This window comes from Mycolicibacterium neoaurum ATCC 25795 (assembly GCF_000691525.1).
Lineage (GTDB): Bacteria > Actinomycetota > Actinomycetes > Mycobacteriales > Mycobacteriaceae > Mycobacterium > Mycobacterium neoaurum.
In genome coordinates, this window is record NZ_JMDW01000008.1 from 455,193 (window position 1) to 472,552 (window position 17,360).

Below are 17,360 nucleotides of genomic sequence, written 5' to 3' on the forward strand. Positions count from 1 at the left end.
TCAAGACCATCCGAGAGAACAGGATCGCGAAGCCGTGAAGGTGAACCCGAGCGTCAAGCCGATCTGCGACAAGTGCAGGGTGATCCGCCGGCATCGGCGAGTCATGGTGATCTGCTCCGACCCGCGCCACAAGCAGCGTCAGGGCTAGGTCTCTTCCCGAGGCCGACCGGCACCACCCATAACTGAATGCAGACATCCCAGTACCACTGAGCAGATTGGCTGCTCACCACGTCCGGCACGGAGGCCGGACCCCGACCGGGGAACGGACTGGGAACAGACCTCCGCAACGAAAAGGAACACTGCCTGATGGCACGTCTCATGGGCGTTGATCTCCCGCGCGACAAGCGCATGGAGATCGCGCTGACCTATATCTACGGCGTTGGCCGTACCCGCTCCCAGGAGATCCTGGACGCCACCGGCATCAGCCGGGACCTGCGTACCAAGGACCTGACCGATGATCAGGTCTCGCAGCTGCGCGATTACATCGAAGGCAACCTCAAGGTCGAGGGTGACCTCCGTCGCGAGGTGCAGGCCGATATCCGTCGCAAGATCGAGATCGGCTGCTACCAGGGCCTGCGCCACCGTCGCGGCCTGCCCGTGCGCGGACAGCGCACCAAGACCAATGCGCGTACCCGTAAGGGCCCCAAGCGCACCATCGCCGGCAAGAAGAAGGCCAGGTAATCCCGGATGGCACAGGCTAAGAAGGGCGGCACCGCCGCCAAGAAGGGTCAGAAGACCCGTCGTAGGGAAAAGAAGAACGTCCCGCACGGCGCTGCTCACATCAAGAGCACCTTCAACAACACCATCGTCTCGATCACCGATCCCCAGGGCAACGTCATCGCCTGGGCATCCTCGGGTCACGTCGGGTTCAAGGGTTCGCGTAAGTCGACCCCGTTCGCCGCGCAGCTGGCCGCCGAGAACGCGGCTCGCAAGGCGCAGGAGCACGGTGTCAAGAAGGTCGACGTGTTCGTGAAGGGCCCGGGCTCGGGCCGCGAGACCGCGATCCGTTCACTGCAGGCCGCCGGCCTCGAGGTCGGCGCGATTTCCGATGTCACTCCGCAGCCGCACAACGGCTGCCGTCCGCCCAAGCGGCGCCGGGTCTAGGGAGGATCTAGAAAATGGCTCGTTATACCGGACCCGCAACCCGCAAGTCGCGTCGCCTCGGCGTCGACCTCGTCGGCGGCGATCAGTCGTTCGAGAAGCGCCCTTACCCGCCCGGTCAGCATGGCCGTGCGCGGATCAAGGAGAGCGAATACCGCACCCAGCTGCAGGAGAAGCAGAAGGCTCGCTTCACCTACGGCGTCATGGAGAAGCAGTTCCGCAAGTACTACGAAGAGGCCAACCGGCAGACCGGCAAGACCGGTGAGAACCTGCTCCAGATCCTGGAGAGCCGGCTGGACAACGTCATCTACCGGGCCGGCCTGGCCCGCACCCGTCGGATGGCGCGTCAGCTCGTCAGCCACGGCCACTTCCTGGTCAACGGTGTGAAGGTGAACATCCCGAGCTACCGGGTGTCGCAGTACGACATCATCGACATCAAGGACAAGTCGATCAACACGCTGCCGTTCGAGGCCGCGCGTCAGGCCGCGGGCGAGCGCCCGGTCCCGTCCTGGCTGCAGGTCGTCGGCGAGCGTCAGCGCATCCTGGTCCACCAGCTCCCCGAGCGGGCGCAGATCCAGGTGCCGCTCACCGAGCAGCTCATCGTCGAGTTCTACTCGAAGTAATCAGGTAAACGTCCCAGGCCGCCGCCAACATCCAGGGGGCCTGGGACGCCCAGACGGCATCAAATAGCGGGTGCCGAGAAGGAGATAGAAAACAATGCTGATCTCACAGCGACCCACACTGTCCGAAGAGTCGTTGGCCGAGAACCGGTCCCGGTTCACCATCGAACCGCTGGAGCCCGGCTTCGGTTACACCCTCGGCAACTCGCTGCGGCGCACGCTGCTGTCGTCCATCCCGGGCGCAGCGGTCACCAGCATCCGCATCGACGGTGTGCTGCACGAGTTCACCACCGTCCCAGGGGTGAAGGAAGACGTCACCGACATCATCCTGAACCTCAAGGGCCTCGTCGTGTCCTCCGAGGAGGACGAGCCGGTCACCATGTACCTGCGCAAGCAGGGCCCCGGTGCGGTCACCGCCGGTGACATCGTGCCGCCGGCCGGTGTGACCGTGCACAACCCGGATCTGCACATCGCGGCGCTGAACGACAAGGGCAAGCTCGAGGTCGAGCTGGTCGTCGAGCGGGGTCGTGGCTACGTCCCGGCCGTGCAGAACAAGGCCTCCGGCGCCGAGATCGGCCGCATCCCGGTCGACTCGATCTACTCGCCGGTGCTCAAGGTGACCTACAAGGTGGAGGCCACCCGCGTCGAGCAGCGCACCGACTTCGACAAGCTCATCCTCGATGTCGAGACCAAGAACTCGATCAGCCCGCGCGACGCCCTGGCGTCGGCCGGTAAGACCCTGGTCGAGCTGTTCGGTCTGGCCCGTGAGCTCAACGAGGCGGCCGAGGGCATCGAGATCGGCCCGTCGCCGGCCGAGGCCGATCACATCGCCAGCTTCGCGCTGCCGATCGATGATCTGGACCTGACGGTCCGCTCGTACAACTGCCTCAAGCGTGAGGGTGTGCACACCGTCGGCGAGCTCGTCTCGCGGACCGAGTCGGATCTGCTCGACATCCGTAACTTCGGGCAGAAGTCGATCGACGAGGTGAAGATCAAGCTGCATCAGCTGGGTCTGTCGCTCAAGGACTCGCCCGCCACCTTCGATCCGTCCGAGGTGGCCGGCTACGACGTGGCCACCGGCACCTGGACCGGAGACTCCGGCTATGACCTGGACACCGACCAGGACTTCGCCGAGACCGAGCAGCTCTAACGCTTTTCATTTCAGTTCCGTCCCGGCCCTACCTGATACGGGGGCCGGCCCCACAAGGAGATAGTCGCAATGCCCAAACCCACCAAGGGTCCCCGTCTCGGCGGGTCGTCCTCGCACCAGAAGGCGCTGTTGGCCAATCTGGCCACCGCGTTGTTCGAGCACGGCCGGATCAAGACCACCGAGCCGAAGGCCCGGGCGTTGCGTCCGTACGCCGAGAAGCTGATCACCCACGCCAAGAAGGGTGAGCTGCACAACCGGCGCGAGGTCATGAAGAAGATCCGCGACAAGGATGTGGTGCACACCCTGTTCGCCGAGATCGGTCCGTTCTTCGCCGACCGTAACGGTGGCTACACCCGCATCATCAAGATCGAGAACCGTAAGGGCGACAACGCCCCCATGGCGGTCATCGAGCTGGTGCGGGAGAAGACGGTGACGTCGGAGGCCAACCGTGCCCGACGTGCCGATGCCGCGCAGAAGGTTGCGGCCGCCGCCGCACCGCAGGCAGCTGTCGAGCCCGAGGCCACCGACGGCCCGGCCGCTGACGAAGCCGTGACCGAGGAGACCACCGACGCCGAGGCCACCGAGGCCCCCGCCGAGGAGTCCACCGAGGTCGAGGGTGCCGCCGAGGACGCGAAGTCTGACGACAAGTAGTCACGCTGTGAACGAACCCGCCACCTCCACAGGTGGCGGGTTTGTTCGTCTGCGCCTCGATATCGCCTACGACGGAACCGATTTCGCTGGCTGGGCCGCCCAGGCGGGGCAGCGGACGGTCGCCGGTGTGCTGGAGGACGCGCTGTCCACGGTGTTCCGCACCCCGGTGGTGCTGCGGGCCGCCGGCCGCACCGACGCCGGCGTGCATGCCACCGGGCAGGTGACCCATGTCGACATCCCCGATGAGGCGCTGGCACAGGTATTTCCGCGCAGCCCGCGCCCTGCCGGCGAACCGGAGTTCCTCCCGTTGACGCGGCGGCTGAGCCGTTTCGTGCCCGAGGAGATCCGGGTGCTGCGGATCGAGCGGGCCCCACAGGGATTCGACGCGCGGTTCTCGGCGCTGCGTAGGCACTACGCGTATCGGCTGGGTGTGGCGCCGTACGGCATGCTGCCGCAGCAGGCCCGGTTCGTCACCCCGTGGCCCCGACCGCTGGATGTCGAGGCCATGATTGCCGCGTCACGGCACCTGGTGGGGCTGCACGATTTCGCCGCCTTCTGTCGGCACCGTGAGGGCGCCACCACGATTCGGGATCTGCAGCGGCTGGACTGGGAGCGCACGGATGAGATCATCACCGCGCACGTCAGCGCCGACGCGTTCTGTTGGTCGATGGTGCGCTCGCTGGTCGGCGCGCTGCTGGCAGTCGGGGAGGGCCGCCGCCACCCGGATTGGTGCGCGGGACTGCTCGATTCGACGAAGCGCTCCAGCGATTTCGCGGCCGCCCCGGCCCGGGGCTTGACCCTGGTCGGGGTGGACTATCCGCCCGATGATGAACTCGCCGCCCGGATCGAGATCACCCGGGATCGGCGCACGCTGTAGTCGGGACCGCCCAGACTGCGGGTTGTGGCGACAGATCGGCTGAACTGCGCCAGAAAACGTCGTCTCGACGCAGAGAACTCAGATCCGTGGTGCGACGAAATCGGCTGCCTGGGTGACCATCCCCGCCTTGATGTAGGCCGGCGCCAGATGGTCGGCCCAGTAGTCCTGCCAGTTCTCCGGATCGGTCGGGTTGCAGATCGGATCGTCACCGTGGCAAAGCTCGATGGTGCGTTCCTTATAGATCGGATTGAAGTTCGAGATGGGACCGACCCAGGCAATACCGTTGCCGAACAGCGCGACGGCGGCCACCTTCTGATCGAGGCCCGGCGGCAGTGGATTCTTGAAGCCGAAGAAACCGAACGGCACCGCCAGCACCACATCGGTGACCGCGGCCCCGAGCGAGTAGCCGCCGAGCACCAGGCGGGTGTCGGGGCAGGACGAGGCCATGTATTGGACGCGGGCGCTCATATCGTTCGCGCCGATGTCGATCTGGGTGTCGGCGGGGTACTTCACCGCATAGAGAGCGACGTTCTTTCCTGTCTTGGAGCGCAACGATGCAACGAGCGCATTGCCGATCTGTCCGGCGCCCGGGGACTCCATGCGCCCGCGGGCGAAGATCAACTCGGCATCCGGGCAGTTCGCCGCCGAGGCGACGGGCAGCATCGGTGCGGTCAGCGTCGGTATGGCCACGGTGGCCAGCGCCAGGAGCGCGGCAACGGCGAGCACGGTGAAGCGGCGGACCGGACCCCTCGGCGTCAAGATCACCGTGCCGATTGTAGCGGCGGTTTTTGACGCCGGTGTAGCCGAAGCAGGCCGATCAGCGCACGCGGGCGGCCGCGAAGTCGGCGGCCTGGTTGATCAGATCCGAACCGATGTAGGCGTCCTGCCAGTGGTTCGGCCACACGTTCTGCAGATCCTCGAAGCCCGTGGGCAGGGAGTCGCCGCAGACCGGGTCGGTCGGGACACACACGTTGATGGTTCGGTCGCGGTAGGGCGGACCGATCTCGTTGCCCACCATCCGCCGGGTGATGTTGGCGACCAGCACGACGGCCGCCACATGGCCGGACATCTCCGGCGGCAGCGGACGGTCGAAACCGAGTCCCGACTGGGTCGCGGACAGGGCCAGCGCAGCAGAGGCGGCGCCGAGGGAGTATCCACCGACGATGAGCCTGGTGTTCGGGCAGGCTCCGGCCATGTACTGGATCCGGTCGCTGATGTCGTTGGCGCCCACCGGAACCTCGAAATCGGCGGGATAGTTCACGGCGTAGACGCCGACGGGTTGTGGCAGCCGGGCATTCAGGGCGCCGACGAGCGCGTCACCGATGCGGCCGATCCCGGGAGCCTCGCCACGCCCGCGCGCGAAGATCAGCTCGACGGGAGCGCACGGTTCGGCCGACGCGGTGGGCAGTTGACCGGCAGGGGCCACCGCGATGGAGGCGACAAGCCCACCGGCGGCGGCCGCAGCGGCGGCTACGGCCGCGATGAATCTGCGCGCGCGGTGCTTTGCTGGGAGCGTTCGGCTGGACACCAGACGAGTGTACGGGGCCGGCTCAGAGCAACCCGGCGACGAAGGTGGCCGCCTGATCGGCGGGGGCACCGTCGTAAGCGCGGTGGGCGGCGACGTCATCGCCACTGGTGCAGACCGGATCGCCGGGATTGCACAGGTCTATCGCCCGCGGCCCCCAGACCGGGCTCACGGTCAGCGGCAGGCCGACCTTCGCCGACGGGTTGCCGAACACGGCCAGCGCCGCGACGTGCTCGGGGGTGTTCGGCGGGAGTGGGGCGGTGAAACCGATGGCGGGTACCGGTACCGCGGCGATGACGTCGATGACCCCGGCACCCTGGGAGTAACCACCGAGCACCAGCCGGGTCGTCGGGCAGTTGTTGATCATCCACTGGATGTGGGCACTGGCGTCGTTGGCGCCTGTGGCGGCAGCCAAGAAGTCGTAGCTGGCCGGATAGTTCACCGCATAGGTGCCCACCGACCTGCCGCCGACCTTGCCTCGTAGCGACTCGACGAAGGCCGCGCCGATGCGGCCGAGACCGGGATCCTCGTTCGTGCCGCGGGCGAACACGACCTCGATATCGGGGCAGGACTCGGCGGAGGCGGGTGTCGCCGGCGTCAGGAGCAGCGAGCCGATGGCCGCGGTGACGGCGGCGAGCAGTACCGAGCGGCGACGAACAAGATCAAAGCGCACGCCACATGGTAACGCGAAGACGTCGAGAGCAAGCCTGGAGTCAGACCCGGCCCGCGATGAAACCGGCAGCCTGTGGGATGAATCCGGAGGACTCGTATCGGGTGTGCGCAAATGGGTTGCGGCCGCCGGAACAGATCGGGTCACCGTCGGCGCACAGGTCGATACCCCGCCCGCTGAACGGAGGCCCCGCGGCACTCACCGGATAACCGAACTTGGCACCCGCATTACCGAACGCGGCGATGGCGGCGACATTGCCGGCCAGGTTGGAGGCCAGCGGGGGAGCCGAACCGATATCGCCGATGCGGTCACCGACCGGCGGAAGCCCCACCAGCATGTTGACGATGGCGGCGCCCTGGGAGTACCCACCGAGCACGACGCGGGTGTTCGGGCAGGCGTCGGCGAGGTAGGCGATCCGCGCGCTGGCATCGAAGGCGCCGTCCGCCGCGCGCAGGAAATCGTAGGTCGCGGGGTAGTTGACGCCGTAGGTGCTCAGCGTGCGGCCACCGAGCTGCGGGCGCAAGGCGTTCTCCAGAGCAAACCCGACCCGGCCGATACCGGGTGGCTCGCTGGTGCCGCGGGCGAAGATCAGTTCGACGTCCGAGCACGCCGGTTCGGCAGAGGCGACCGGCGCCGGAGCCGCCAGCACGGCCAAGGTGGAGACCATTGCCGAGCCCACCGCGGCCCACCGGGCCGCCAACTTGCGCAACTTCACGAGCCCATCTTCACATCTGATGGTCAGGTATGAGCAATCGGTCGTTCGGCAGGCGGCGGCACGTCCGGCCAATTGGCCTGCGCCACCTGGTCGGACCGGTCACCGTGGCGGGCAAGGGCCAGGCCCATCAACACCACCGCGCCGCCGACGGCCTGGGTCGGCGAGACCGATTCGCCGAGCACGACCCAGGCTATGAGCACCGCGAACAGCACCTCGGACAGGCCCACCAACGAGGCGAACCGGGGCTGTAGCCGGGCGATGCCCATGATGCCGAGCGTGTACGCGATCGCCGTCGGGATGAGCGCCAGGGCGATCACCGGGACGTACCAGGGCACGGTGAGACCGGCGACGACGGCGTCGGCGGCAGTGAAGCGCAGCGGCATCACGCCGGTTGCGCCGAGTCCGGCCACCGCGAGGGCGCCGATGACGAGGCCTGCTGCGGCCAGCGTGACCGGGCTCAGGCCGGTGCCATCCGAGCTGGCCTTCTCCGACATCATGAAGTAGCAAGCGGCGCAGATCGCCGCGGCCAGGCCCCAGACCACCCCGGTCGAGTTGATATGGGCACCGGCGAAGACGTCGAGGACCAGCACGATGCCGGCGACCGCCAGTGCCGCACCGGCGAGAGTCAGCGCGGCGGGCCGACGCCGCGTGGTGGCCCACAACCAGCCGACCACCAGGATCGGGGCGGTGTACTCCAGCAGTAGCGCCACGCCGACCGACAGGTGTGAGACGGCGTTGTAGTAGCAGAGCTGCGCGCCGGCGATCGGGATCAGGCCGTACGCGATGACGGTCGTGCGATGCCGCAGGGCCTCGCGGACCCAGCCGGGCCGGTAGTAGGTCGCGAACGCGGCCATCGCCAGTGCGCCACCGGCCAGCCGGGCTGTGACGGCCGCGGTCGGGGTCCAACCGGCCTCCATCAGTGCCTTGGCGAGCGGGCCGGACATACCGAAGGTGAAGGCCGAGGTGATCGCGAAGATCAGACCGACCCGAAACCTGGTCGTCGCGCGCGCGTCGATCATCGTCATGGGGCACTCCGGACTGTAATGAGTAAAATGGAAGTTGCTCATGACACTAACGGCGACGGGAGTCACGCGTCAAATGATTTTTACTCATGACACGGAACTCACACTCCGGGCTGCCTGCGTGCTGATCAACAGTGATCGCGTCGATGGTGACGAGCTCGCCGATCTGGCCGGACTGGAGGCCTATCTGGCCGAGTTCGGCTGGACCGGCCGCCGTGACCGTGACGCAGGGGAGCTGGCCGCCGTGCACCGATTACGCGAACGACTCGGCAGGCTCTGGGAGGGCGCCGACGACGAGGAGCGCACGGTCGGCCAGGTCAACGCCCTGCTGGCCGACACCCAGGCCTCGCCGTGGTTGACCCGGCACGCCGAGATGCCGGAGTGGCATCTGCATCTGGCCTCCGTCCGGGATCCGCTGGCCCAGCGGATGGGTGCGGAGATGGCGATGGCATTGGCGGACCTGATCCGTGGTGGCGAGCTGCGCAGGCTCAAGGTGTGCGCGGCACCGGACTGCACGGCGGCGTTGTTCGACGTGTCCCGCAACCGGTCGAAGATCTTCTGCGACACCGGAAATTGTGGAAATCGTCAGCATGTTGCCGCTTATCGGGAACGTCGCGGCCGGGACGGGTAGCGTCGATCCGCATGCGCGCCCGGCGTGATCTGGACATCGTGCTCTACGGTGCGACGGGCTTCGTCGGTCGACACGTCGCACGCGCACTCGCGGCCGCCGGCGCAGGTGTGCGCATCGCCCTGGCAGGCAGGTCCGCCGACCGGATGACCGCACTGCGCGATTCGCTCGGTACCGGGGCGCGGGACTGGCCGGTGCTTGTCACCGGTCTCGACGAACCCGGACCGTTGGCGAACCTGGCAGCGCGGACCCGGGTGCTGGTCAGCACCGTCGGTCCCTATTCGACGGTCGGACTGTCCCTGGTGGCCGCCTGCGCGCATGCCGGCACCGATTATCTGGACCTGGCCGGCGAAATCCCGTTCGTGCGCGCCAGCATCGACCGCTATCACCGCATCGCGGCGTCGACGGGTGCGCGCATCGTGCACTCCTGCGGATTCGATTCCATCCCTTCCGATCTCACCGTCTACGCCCTGCATCGCCGTGCCGTCGACGATGGTGCCGGGGCGATGGGCAGGACCACGATGGTGTTGCGCGCCTACTCGGGCGGGTGCTCGGGCGGTTCGTTGCGCACCATGGTCGAGCTGATGCGCGCCGCGTACACCGATGCGTCCCTGCGCGCAGTTCTCGACGATCCCTACAGTCTGTCGCCGGACCGGGCCGGCGAACCGGATCTCGGTGCGCAGCCCGATGTCCCGGTGTTCAGCGGATCCGAGATCGCCCCCGAGCTGGCCGGGTTGTGGACCGGCGGCTACCTGATGGCGTTGTACAACACCCGGTGCGTACGACGGACCAACGCGCTGCTCGGCTGGCCGTACGGCCGTGGATTGCGCTACACCGAGACGTTGAGTTACGGATCCTCGCCGATGGCGCCGTTCCTCGCGGCGATGAGTGGCCCGACCATCACCGCGGCCGCGCGCCTGGGTGGGGCCTACCTGGCCACGGTGCCCTCGACGGTGGTGGATCGTCTGCTTCCGGCCTCGACCATCGGCCACGATCACGGTGACCGCGGCCGGTACGTGGTCGAGACATACACCAGGACGGCCGCCGGACACCGTTACGTGGCGACCATGGCACAGCCTGGTGATCCCGGATACTCGGCGACGGCGACGTTGATCGCCGTGGCGGCGATGGCAATGGTCACCGACTCCGCCCGGCTGTCCGCGCTGCGCGGTGTCCTGACCCCGGTCGCGGCGATGGGCGACCTGCTGCTGGAAAAGCTTCCCGGACAGGGAGTCACGTTGACGGTGACGCCGCTGGGGCGCGGTCAGGGCAGGTAGAAACCGCGGATCCGATAGAACCTGCTCCGGCCGAGCAGTGCATTCGCCGCTTGCAGCCCCGACATGACGGCGGCCTCGATACACCCGGCATTGATCCCGCAGTCGGTCCAGTCGCCGGCCAGAACCAGATTGTCATAACCGCTTTCATCTGGACGCAGCCGGTACTTGTCCGAACCGGGGACCGACTGCACGTACCGGTCCGAAGGGTCGATGTTGACGCTCACGTGCTGGGTTTCCAGCGCGGCAGGTCCACGCAGACTGCCTGTGCCGCAGAGCATCTCCCAGGCGAAGCCATCCGCGGCGACGGCGCCCGGCAGGTACAGCCCGACGTGGCGGTCCAGATACTCGGTCGCGGTGGTCAGCACCAGGTCCCGAGACCTGCGCCGATATTCCTGGTCTTCGGTATCGGGTGGCCAGGGGGCGTCGAGAACCCCGCAGAAGTAGGCCACCGTCTTCGGATCGTCCTCGGCAGGCCAATTCTCGGCCCACAGCGTCTGCGGCATCGACGCCCAGGTGTCGAACGGCGCGACGTAGCCACTGGTCGTCACGCCGGGCCGGAACCAACCGAGACTCGACTCGTCGGGGTGGATCCACAGCTGGAATGCCTGGGTGGCCACCGTCCTGACGTGGCGCGTCATATCCCGCCACTCGGGGCGATCCGCGATCAGCTCGCCACAGATGATCTCGACCATCCCCGCCGACGCGGCCAGCACCACGTGGTCGAAGTCCGTACCGCACCGCAGGATGCGCTGCCCGGCATCACGCCGCTCGGCGAAGTGCGTCTCCAGATCGCGCATCGGCTGGCCGGCGTCGACGATCTGCTCGCGCAGGGGCTCGGCGGGGAACACCGGCAGCCCACCGACGCGGATCAACGGATCGTAGGGCGTCGCCGGGTCGACGAGGTCGACCTGGCGTCCCATCGAGATGGCGTCCACCCGGGTGCCTGCGGCGTCCAGATGCAACGCATCCACCCGGTGGAAGAACTCGAATCGCACACCACGGGCGCGTAACGCCAGATAGATCGGGGCGATCACCACATCACCCATACCGGCAGTCATCTTCCAGAAGAACGCGCCCTTGTACTGGAACAGCGCGATGCCGGTCAGCAATACCGCCAGACCTGCGGCGAACGACGGCCGGCTGCAGTCGCCGTCCTCGTATCCGAAGACCATGTCGTACAGACCCCGCACCAGGGCGAAGTCCAGCACGTCGGGGTGGGCGCCGTGGCGGCGCAACCAATTCCCATATTCCTCATCGTTGATCGCCCGGAACCCGGCCGGGTCGGTCAGCAGATCATCGGCGATCAACCCACGCGCGGTAGCGGTCAACAGCGACAACAACAGCCAGAACCGGCGGTGCTGTGGTCGGTGCTCGTAGTCCAGCGCATCGCGCAGCGCCTGCAGCGGTTCGTCGAGCGGCCCGCCGGCCGACGCAGACCCGGACCGCGGGGCCGGCCCGGTCAGCACATCGCAGAGGCTCTCGCCGAGCATGGTCGAGATGTGGATCAGCCGGGCCGCGGTGTCGTCGTCGGTGCCGACGACGCTGTTGTCGGCACCGAGCGAGGCGGCGAAATCGGAGACCAGTTGCAGCACTCTGCGCAGGAACCCGATGACGGTCAGCTCCCGTCCGTCGGCATCCGGTTCGCCGGGTAGGTCGGCATTCCGGGAGAACCGGCCGGGCCACACCGACCATCGGCCTGCCCAGTTATCGGCCATGCCCAGTTCGTCGGCCGGAATCAACGCCTGATCCCAGGTCTGGATGGGGCACTCGGGATCTTCTGTCGCACGGTCGATTTCGGTATAGCATTCGCGAAGAAGGGTGAATGCGTTCTCGTAGGACCCGAGCCAGATGTGTAGGCCGTGCTCCTCTATGCGGTCATGCACGCCGCGGCTGGAAGCAGCCTTACCGCCGAGTCGCCAACCGCGCTGATAGACGGTGATGGCATCGAAACGGTCCTGCCAGCCCGGCGAACTCAGTCGCCATGCCGCGCTGAGCCCCGCCATCCCGCCGCCGAGTATCGCGACCTTCCCCCGGCTCGGCATCAGTGCAACAGCGCGCGCGCCTCGGCGAGTGCGGGCCAGTCCTGGTCGGCGGGTAGTCGGGCGATGACCTGCTCCAGATCGGCGCGGCAGCGGTCACCGTGGATCCGTAAGCGATCGGCGGCCACCGCCAGTTCGAGTACCACCGCGCCCTGGGTGCGGGACAACTCCAGGGCGTTCTCCAGGTCGGCGTCCCGATCGACGGCCGAGTCCTGGGTGTGGGCGCGCAGCCGCAGTAGCTCGGCGTCGAAAAGATGCCAGGACGTCTCCGCCGACATCTGCAATGCCATGTCGAGCTGGCGGCGCGCGCCCTGGACATCACCGGCGCCGAGCAGGGCCGCCGTCAGCCCGGCGTCATACCAGCACAGGAATGCTTTGAGCTCGAAATCGCGCCAGACCTGCACCAGGGTCGCCAGCGTGGCGGTGCTCTCGCCCAGCGCTGCCATATCCGGTTGCGGCCCGGCCAGTGCGGCCTTCGCGCCGGCATTGGCCGCGGCGGTGGCCGAGATCATCACCCACTCGTCAAGCCCGTTCTCGGTGGCGATCTCGGCAATGCGTCCGGCGAGCTCCATCGCCTGGGCACATTGTCCGGCATGGGTTCGCACCACGGCCTCCTGCACTCTGCCGTAACACTCGGTGAACGGGCCGTGCGGGAAAATCAATGCCTGACAACGCTTCTCCAGCTCGGCGAATGACTCGACCGCCGATTCGAGATCACCCTGCAGATAGCGGGTCAGCCCCAGCAGCGCATACATCCCGCCGACCGGGTCGTTGGGTGCATACCAATCACCGTCGATCTCCGGCGATTCCATCTCTGCGATCGCCGCTGCCGCCGACTCCAACCAACTCCGCGCGTCGTTCAGCTCACCACGGAACAGTGCCAGTGAACCGACCACCGCATCCATGACCGCCTGGTACCACTGCGGCATATCGGCGATGTTGGTGCGCAGCGCGTCGACCAGCTGGGCGGACCTGCGTAGATCACCGCGCGAGGCGAAGAAACTCCACAGGGCGCTGAAGGTCGCGAACATCTCCACGCCCGGGTGGTTGTCGATGATCTGCAGGCAGCGTTCGAAGTCGGCGGCCGCATCCACGCTGGCGTGGCCGGCGGCGGCGAATCCGAGAAAGCCACGCTCCAACCGAATCGCCACCTCGCGAGCATCCCGCGCCTGGGTATCGGGCGGCAGCTTGGCGGTACTGTCCAGTGCTCGGCTCAACAGGGACCTGGCCTCGTTGAGCGCACCGCGTCGCCGTGCATCGGCCGCGGCCTTCTCATAACTGTCGGCGGCCTCGTCGAACTGCTCACCCTGTTCGTAATGGTGTGCCACCAGGGGCCATTCGGGTGTGCCATCGGCCGCCGAGCTGACCAGTGCGGTGCCGATCCGGGTGTGCAGCCGCTTGCGCGCGCTGGGCGGCAGTAGCTCGGCGGCCACCTCTCTGAGCAACTCGTGCCGGAAACGCCAGCCGCCGTTGCCGAATGGCTTCATGACGCGGGTGCGGGTCAGCTCGTCGAGGATGTCCTCGATCGCCCGACGGTCGAGTTCGACGACGGCGGCGAGTAGCGCCTGGTCGACCTGACTGCCGATCAGCGCGGCGGCCTCGATCACGTGCCATGCCCGCTCGTTGAGTCGTAACCGTGCCACCAGCGCTTCGTAGAGGGTGTCCGGTACGTTGCCGGTCTCCGTCGACTCCGCGGGCGCAGACCGCATCTTCGCCACGACTTCTTCGATGTAGAGCGGCATTCCGTCGCACCGTTCCACCACCGCTCGGCGGGCGAGGTCATCGAGATCGGGATGCAGTGCGGTGACCAACAAATCGGAGTGGTGGTCCTCGAACGGGGTGAGCTCGAAAGTGGTGCAGTGGGTCAGCGCCGGTACCTCACGACCGGTGATGACGACCATGAGTCGCCCCGGAGCCTCGCTCAACACTGCCTGCAGGATCTCCACGGTGTCCTCGTCGTACCAGTGCACGTCCTCGAACACCAACATTGCCGGTCCGTCACCCGTCGCCGCGATCAGATATCTGCGGACGGTATCGGCGATCTGGTCGTAGAGGCGTCCCGCTGTCGCACTCGGGGGCTGATAGTCGACCCCGGGCGCGATACCCAGCACGGGCGCCAGCAGGGGTACGGCCTGCTCAGGATCGAGACCGTGACGGATGACCTCGGATCGCAACTGTCGCAGGCCCTGGGCCGGATCGGAGTCGCGGGCAATACCGCTGGTCGCCTCCAACAGTCGCCGGATGGGACGCAGACCGATATCGGTGTGGAAGGACGAGCCGTAGATGCCGAGCACCACGGCGCCCGATTGACGGGCCATCGCGATGGCGGCATCGGCCAGCCTGGTCTTGCCGATACCGCCCTCACCCTTGAACACCACGCCGGGCACCGCCAGGGTCCCTGTCTGCGCGGCCTCCCAGCAACGCCGCAGGTGGGCCACCTCCTCGTCACGTCCGACCAGCGGACCCGAGAGCAGCGGCGCCTCCGTACGCTCGGCCAGCACCCGGAAATGCTCAAGGGGCTTGTCGAAACCCTTCACCGATCGGGGCGGTAGCGGCTCCAGCGTGAAGTCCTCGCGCAGCACGCGTCGCACCGCCTCGGAGATCGCCACGGTGCCCGGTTCGGCCAGGTCGCAGACCCGCGAGGCCAGGTTGGCGCCGACTCCGATGACCTCGTCGCGCACCGGGTCGATGGTCACCACCCCGCGGTGGACACCCACCCTGACCTCGATGCCGAAGCCGAACTTGCGGCGCAATCGTCTGCTGAGGGCGGCCACCTCCGAGGCGATGTCCAGACCGGCCGACACCGCACGCTGCGCATCGTTCTCATGTGGTGTGGGATGTCCGAAGGTGATCAGCAGCCCGTCGCCCTGGGCCGCACCGATATGACCCTCATAGGTCGCGACGATGCGGTGCACCTCGTCGCGATAGCGCCGGATCACGGTGCTGTACATCTCGGGCTCAAGCCGGGTCGACAGGCCCACGGAGTCCACGACGTCGACGAACAGCAGTGTCAGCCGCTGCACGACGGAGCCGTTGTCCGAGACCGCCATCAGTTCCTCGGCCTCGAGATTGTCGCGGTCTACCGCGAGGACCTGGCGGGCCAGCGATCTGGCGCTGCCGTGGTCCTGGCGGTTGATGGCCTCGACGGCGCTGTCGAGCAGTTCCTCGATCGTCGGTCCGGTGGTGTATTCGTTCACAGGCCTACTTCGATGGTGACCGGCGGTCGGTCGGCACCGCGCCCACCGGGCTCACGATGCCGGAACCCGACCGTTCCGAGATAGTTGGCGCCGATGTAATCCGCATCCGTCAGTTTTATCCGGAACGTGGTCTCGCCCGCACGCAGGGTCGCAGGCTCGAACTCGATGGCCCGGTCCGGGATGCACTCGTCCTCGCGCCCGATGCGCCGGAAGGGTCCGGCCACGGTGAGCACCCGCTCGTAGGGGGCTGCGGCGATGGTGATCTCCTCCGACAGGGCGTGGAACCGTTCGACCGGGCGGCGCCACCACGGACCGGCCAGACCCAGCGCCACGCCGTTGGCCGCTGTCCGGATCTGCAGATCGATCAGATCATGGATGATGGTGATCCACGGGTCGATTCCCCACACGCCGCGTTCGTCGGTGCGGGCGGCCTTCTCGACGATGGTGTTCAGCTGGCCCAGGTAATGGTGCGCGGCATTCGTCGCGTGGACGACCGGTGAGTCCTTGTCGGGCATCTACGGGCTCCGGTGCCGGGATCGGTACATGGCATCCAGAAAGGTCAGCGGGGCGGCCGCCAGCCGACTGCCGACCCGGCCACCGAACTCGGTGAGATCGGCGGCATCGATGCCCCGGTCCCACCACTTGCCGGCGAGTTCGGCGTAATCCCCGGTGACACCCATCATGGTGTCGGTCCAGATCTGTACCGCGGTGGGCACGGCGTGCCGCGGCCGCGTGGCCGGGGTGTCGTCGATGTCACCGACTGCCTCATCGGTGTCCGGGTAGTCGAACGGTTCGGCGGTCGGGTAGGGCGGATCGGCCCTGCCGAGCAGGAAATCCGACGACGCGGTGCCATAGCCGCAGATACACACCAGACGCTGCTGGGCGTACGGGCTGATGCCCTCGATGTGCACCACCTTGCGGGTGCGAATCCGGACCCCGCCATCGTCGGGATCTCCGATGGCGGTCATGTTGATGTATCCATGGTCCACCCGCACCCGTCCGTCGCCGGTGTCGAAGCGCGAGATGTCCAGGTCGTAATCGAGGCGTGCTGTGGTGGGGCCGGCCGTCGGATTGAACTTCAGCGGGGTGTTGAGTTCGAATCCCTCGACGAACGAGACCGTCTCCAGGACCCGCCGCCAACCGTCGGGACTGTGTGTCGGACCGTTGTGCGACATCCTGAGGAAGAACTCCGGATAGTTCTCGTTCCAGTTGTACGGGTTGACGACGCGTTTGAGGTTGTTCAGTGACACCGAGTCCGAACTGAACTCGGTGTCGACGACGACCGCGTCGAAGCCCCGATAGTTGACGACCCCGGCTGCGCACAACGGCATCGTCGCGGTCTGTTCGCCGATGGCGCCCGCCCGCAGCGCGGCGGCACGCACATCGTCGAATGCGGAGCGCGTGACGAACGATTCCGGAACTGCGCGGGCGAACTGATCGTCGAAGAACGCCCGTGCCCGGTCGCGGCACTGTCCAGGGCTCGACGAACCCGGTCCGGCCGCCGCCAGGGCCTCGATGGTGAGGTCGCGATGCTCGTCGGCGCACAGCGCGGGCAGCGGGTTGTCGGGTTGCAGTCGGTTCACCCGGGCGATCACCGCCAACGCCAACAGCAGCCGGGCCTTCTGCGGCTGAGGTAGCCGGATGTCGTCGGCAGCCTCGGTGGCGAGTGCGATCAGCGCCTGTTCGGTATCGGGTGGTCCGCCGGGATCGGTGGGATGCAGGAAGTGGTCGACTTCGGAATACCAGTCGGGGTGCGCCGAGTAGCCGGGCAGGAACTCGTCGACGGTCGCCCCGAAGTCGTTTCGATCGAAATCTCTTACCGCCGCCGAAATTCCGCCATACACCGCGAGCAGGTGTCGCACGCCTTGTCTGCTGGACGACATCACCC

The 17,360-nt window shown here is 67.3% G+C and carries 18 protein-coding genes; 9 read left to right on the top strand and 9 right to left on the bottom strand.

The window, feature by feature from the left end; all coding sequences use genetic code 11:
* The first annotated feature begins 34 nt into the window (after positions 1-34).
* The 7 genes from rpmJ (at position 35) to truA (ending at position 4,399) form a co-directional block, all read left to right on the top strand.
* The gene (gene rpmJ, locus IC40_RS27260) at positions 35-148 is read left to right on the top strand and encodes a 50S ribosomal protein L36 (RefSeq protein ID WP_079925868.1); all 114 of its coding nucleotides are present in this window, start codon (positions 35-37) and stop codon (positions 146-148) included.
* A 158-nt stretch (positions 149-306) separates the two neighbouring features.
* Entirely contained in the window at positions 307-681 is a 375-nt protein-coding gene (gene rpsM / locus IC40_RS0109690; protein ID WP_019512359.1) for a 30S ribosomal protein S13, read from the top strand.
* A 6-nt stretch (positions 682-687) separates the two neighbouring features.
* Complete coding sequence (rpsK, locus tag IC40_RS0109695) at positions 688-1,104, top strand: 30S ribosomal protein S11 (protein ID WP_019512358.1); 417 nt, start codon at positions 688-690, stop codon at positions 1,102-1,104.
* Positions 1,105-1,118: 14 nt separating this feature from the next.
* Positions 1,119-1,724 (top strand): 30S ribosomal protein S4, encoded by a 606-nt coding sequence (gene rpsD / locus IC40_RS0109700; RefSeq protein WP_030134514.1) that lies wholly within the window; start codon positions 1,119-1,121, stop codon positions 1,722-1,724.
* Between the two features lie 94 nt (positions 1,725-1,818).
* Positions 1,819-2,871, top strand: a complete 1,053-nt coding sequence (locus IC40_RS0109705) for a DNA-directed RNA polymerase subunit alpha (protein ID WP_030134515.1) — start codon at positions 1,819-1,821, stop codon at positions 2,869-2,871.
* 69 nt (positions 2,872-2,940) lie between these two features.
* Positions 2,941-3,522 (top strand): 50S ribosomal protein L17, encoded by a 582-nt coding sequence (gene rplQ, locus IC40_RS0109710; RefSeq protein WP_030134516.1) that lies wholly within the window; start codon positions 2,941-2,943, stop codon positions 3,520-3,522.
* A gap of 7 nt (positions 3,523-3,529) precedes the next feature.
* A complete protein-coding gene (gene truA / locus IC40_RS0109715; RefSeq protein ID WP_030134517.1) occupies positions 3,530-4,399 on the top strand; it encodes a tRNA pseudouridine(38-40) synthase TruA in 870 nt (289 codons plus the stop codon).
* A gap of 78 nt (positions 4,400-4,477) precedes the next feature.
* On the opposite strand, the gene IC40_RS0109720 is transcribed toward truA, so the two are convergent.
* The 5 genes from IC40_RS0109720 to IC40_RS0109740 form a co-directional block, all read right to left on the bottom strand.
* Positions 4,478-5,164: a cutinase family protein gene (locus IC40_RS0109720; protein ID WP_030134518.1), complete on the bottom strand. Its 687-nt coding sequence runs from the start codon at positions 5,162-5,164 to the stop codon at positions 4,478-4,480.
* A gap of 52 nt (positions 5,165-5,216) precedes the next feature.
* Complete coding sequence (locus IC40_RS0109725) at positions 5,217-5,927, bottom strand: cutinase family protein (protein WP_030134519.1); 711 nt, start codon at positions 5,925-5,927, stop codon at positions 5,217-5,219.
* A gap of 22 nt (positions 5,928-5,949) precedes the next feature.
* Entirely contained in the window at positions 5,950-6,597 is a 648-nt protein-coding gene (locus tag IC40_RS0109730; RefSeq protein ID WP_030134520.1) for a cutinase family protein, read from the bottom strand.
* A 40-nt stretch (positions 6,598-6,637) separates the two neighbouring features.
* The gene (locus tag IC40_RS0109735; RefSeq protein ID WP_036460187.1) at positions 6,638-7,261 is read right to left on the bottom strand and encodes a cutinase family protein; all 624 of its coding nucleotides are present in this window, start codon (positions 7,259-7,261) and stop codon (positions 6,638-6,640) included.
* Between the two features lie 71 nt (positions 7,262-7,332).
* Positions 7,333-8,334 carry an EamA family transporter gene (locus IC40_RS0109740; RefSeq protein WP_030134522.1) on the bottom strand — a complete coding sequence of 334 codons (1,002 nt, stop codon included), beginning with the start codon at positions 8,332-8,334 and terminating at the stop codon, positions 7,333-7,335.
* Positions 8,335-8,407: 73 nt separating this feature from the next.
* On the opposite strand from IC40_RS0109740, the gene IC40_RS0109745 reads away from it, so the two are divergent.
* Positions 8,408-8,962 carry a CGNR zinc finger domain-containing protein gene (locus IC40_RS0109745; RefSeq protein WP_030134523.1) on the top strand — a complete coding sequence of 185 codons (555 nt, stop codon included), beginning with the start codon at positions 8,408-8,410 and terminating at the stop codon, positions 8,960-8,962.
* Between the two features lie 11 nt (positions 8,963-8,973).
* Positions 8,974-10,236, top strand: a complete 1,263-nt coding sequence (locus IC40_RS0109750; protein ID WP_030134524.1) for a saccharopine dehydrogenase family protein — start codon at positions 8,974-8,976, stop codon at positions 10,234-10,236.
* On the opposite strand, the gene IC40_RS0109755 is transcribed toward IC40_RS0109750, so the two are convergent.
* From IC40_RS0109755 to IC40_RS0109770, 4 genes are read right to left on the bottom strand one after another with little or no spacing between them, the layout of a single operon-like run.
* Positions 10,224-12,278 carry an FAD-dependent oxidoreductase gene (locus IC40_RS0109755; RefSeq protein WP_030134525.1) on the bottom strand — a complete coding sequence of 685 codons (2,055 nt, stop codon included), beginning with the start codon at positions 12,276-12,278 and terminating at the stop codon, positions 10,224-10,226. The genes IC40_RS0109750 and IC40_RS0109755 overlap by 13 nt on opposite strands.
* The gene (locus IC40_RS0109760; RefSeq protein ID WP_030134526.1) at positions 12,278-15,472 is read right to left on the bottom strand and encodes an ATP-binding protein; all 3,195 of its coding nucleotides are present in this window, start codon (positions 15,470-15,472) and stop codon (positions 12,278-12,280) included. The genes IC40_RS0109755 and IC40_RS0109760 overlap by 1 nt, the downstream gene beginning before the upstream one ends.
* Positions 15,469-15,987 carry a hypothetical protein gene (locus IC40_RS0109765; RefSeq protein ID WP_030134527.1) on the bottom strand — a complete coding sequence of 173 codons (519 nt, stop codon included), beginning with the start codon at positions 15,985-15,987 and terminating at the stop codon, positions 15,469-15,471. The genes IC40_RS0109760 and IC40_RS0109765 overlap by 4 nt, the downstream gene beginning before the upstream one ends.
* Positions 15,988-17,355 carry a hypothetical protein gene (locus tag IC40_RS0109770; RefSeq protein ID WP_138158161.1) on the bottom strand — a complete coding sequence of 456 codons (1,368 nt, stop codon included), beginning with the start codon at positions 17,353-17,355 and terminating at the stop codon, positions 15,988-15,990. It abuts the gene before it with no gap.
* Positions 17,356-17,360: the final 5 nt, after the last annotated feature.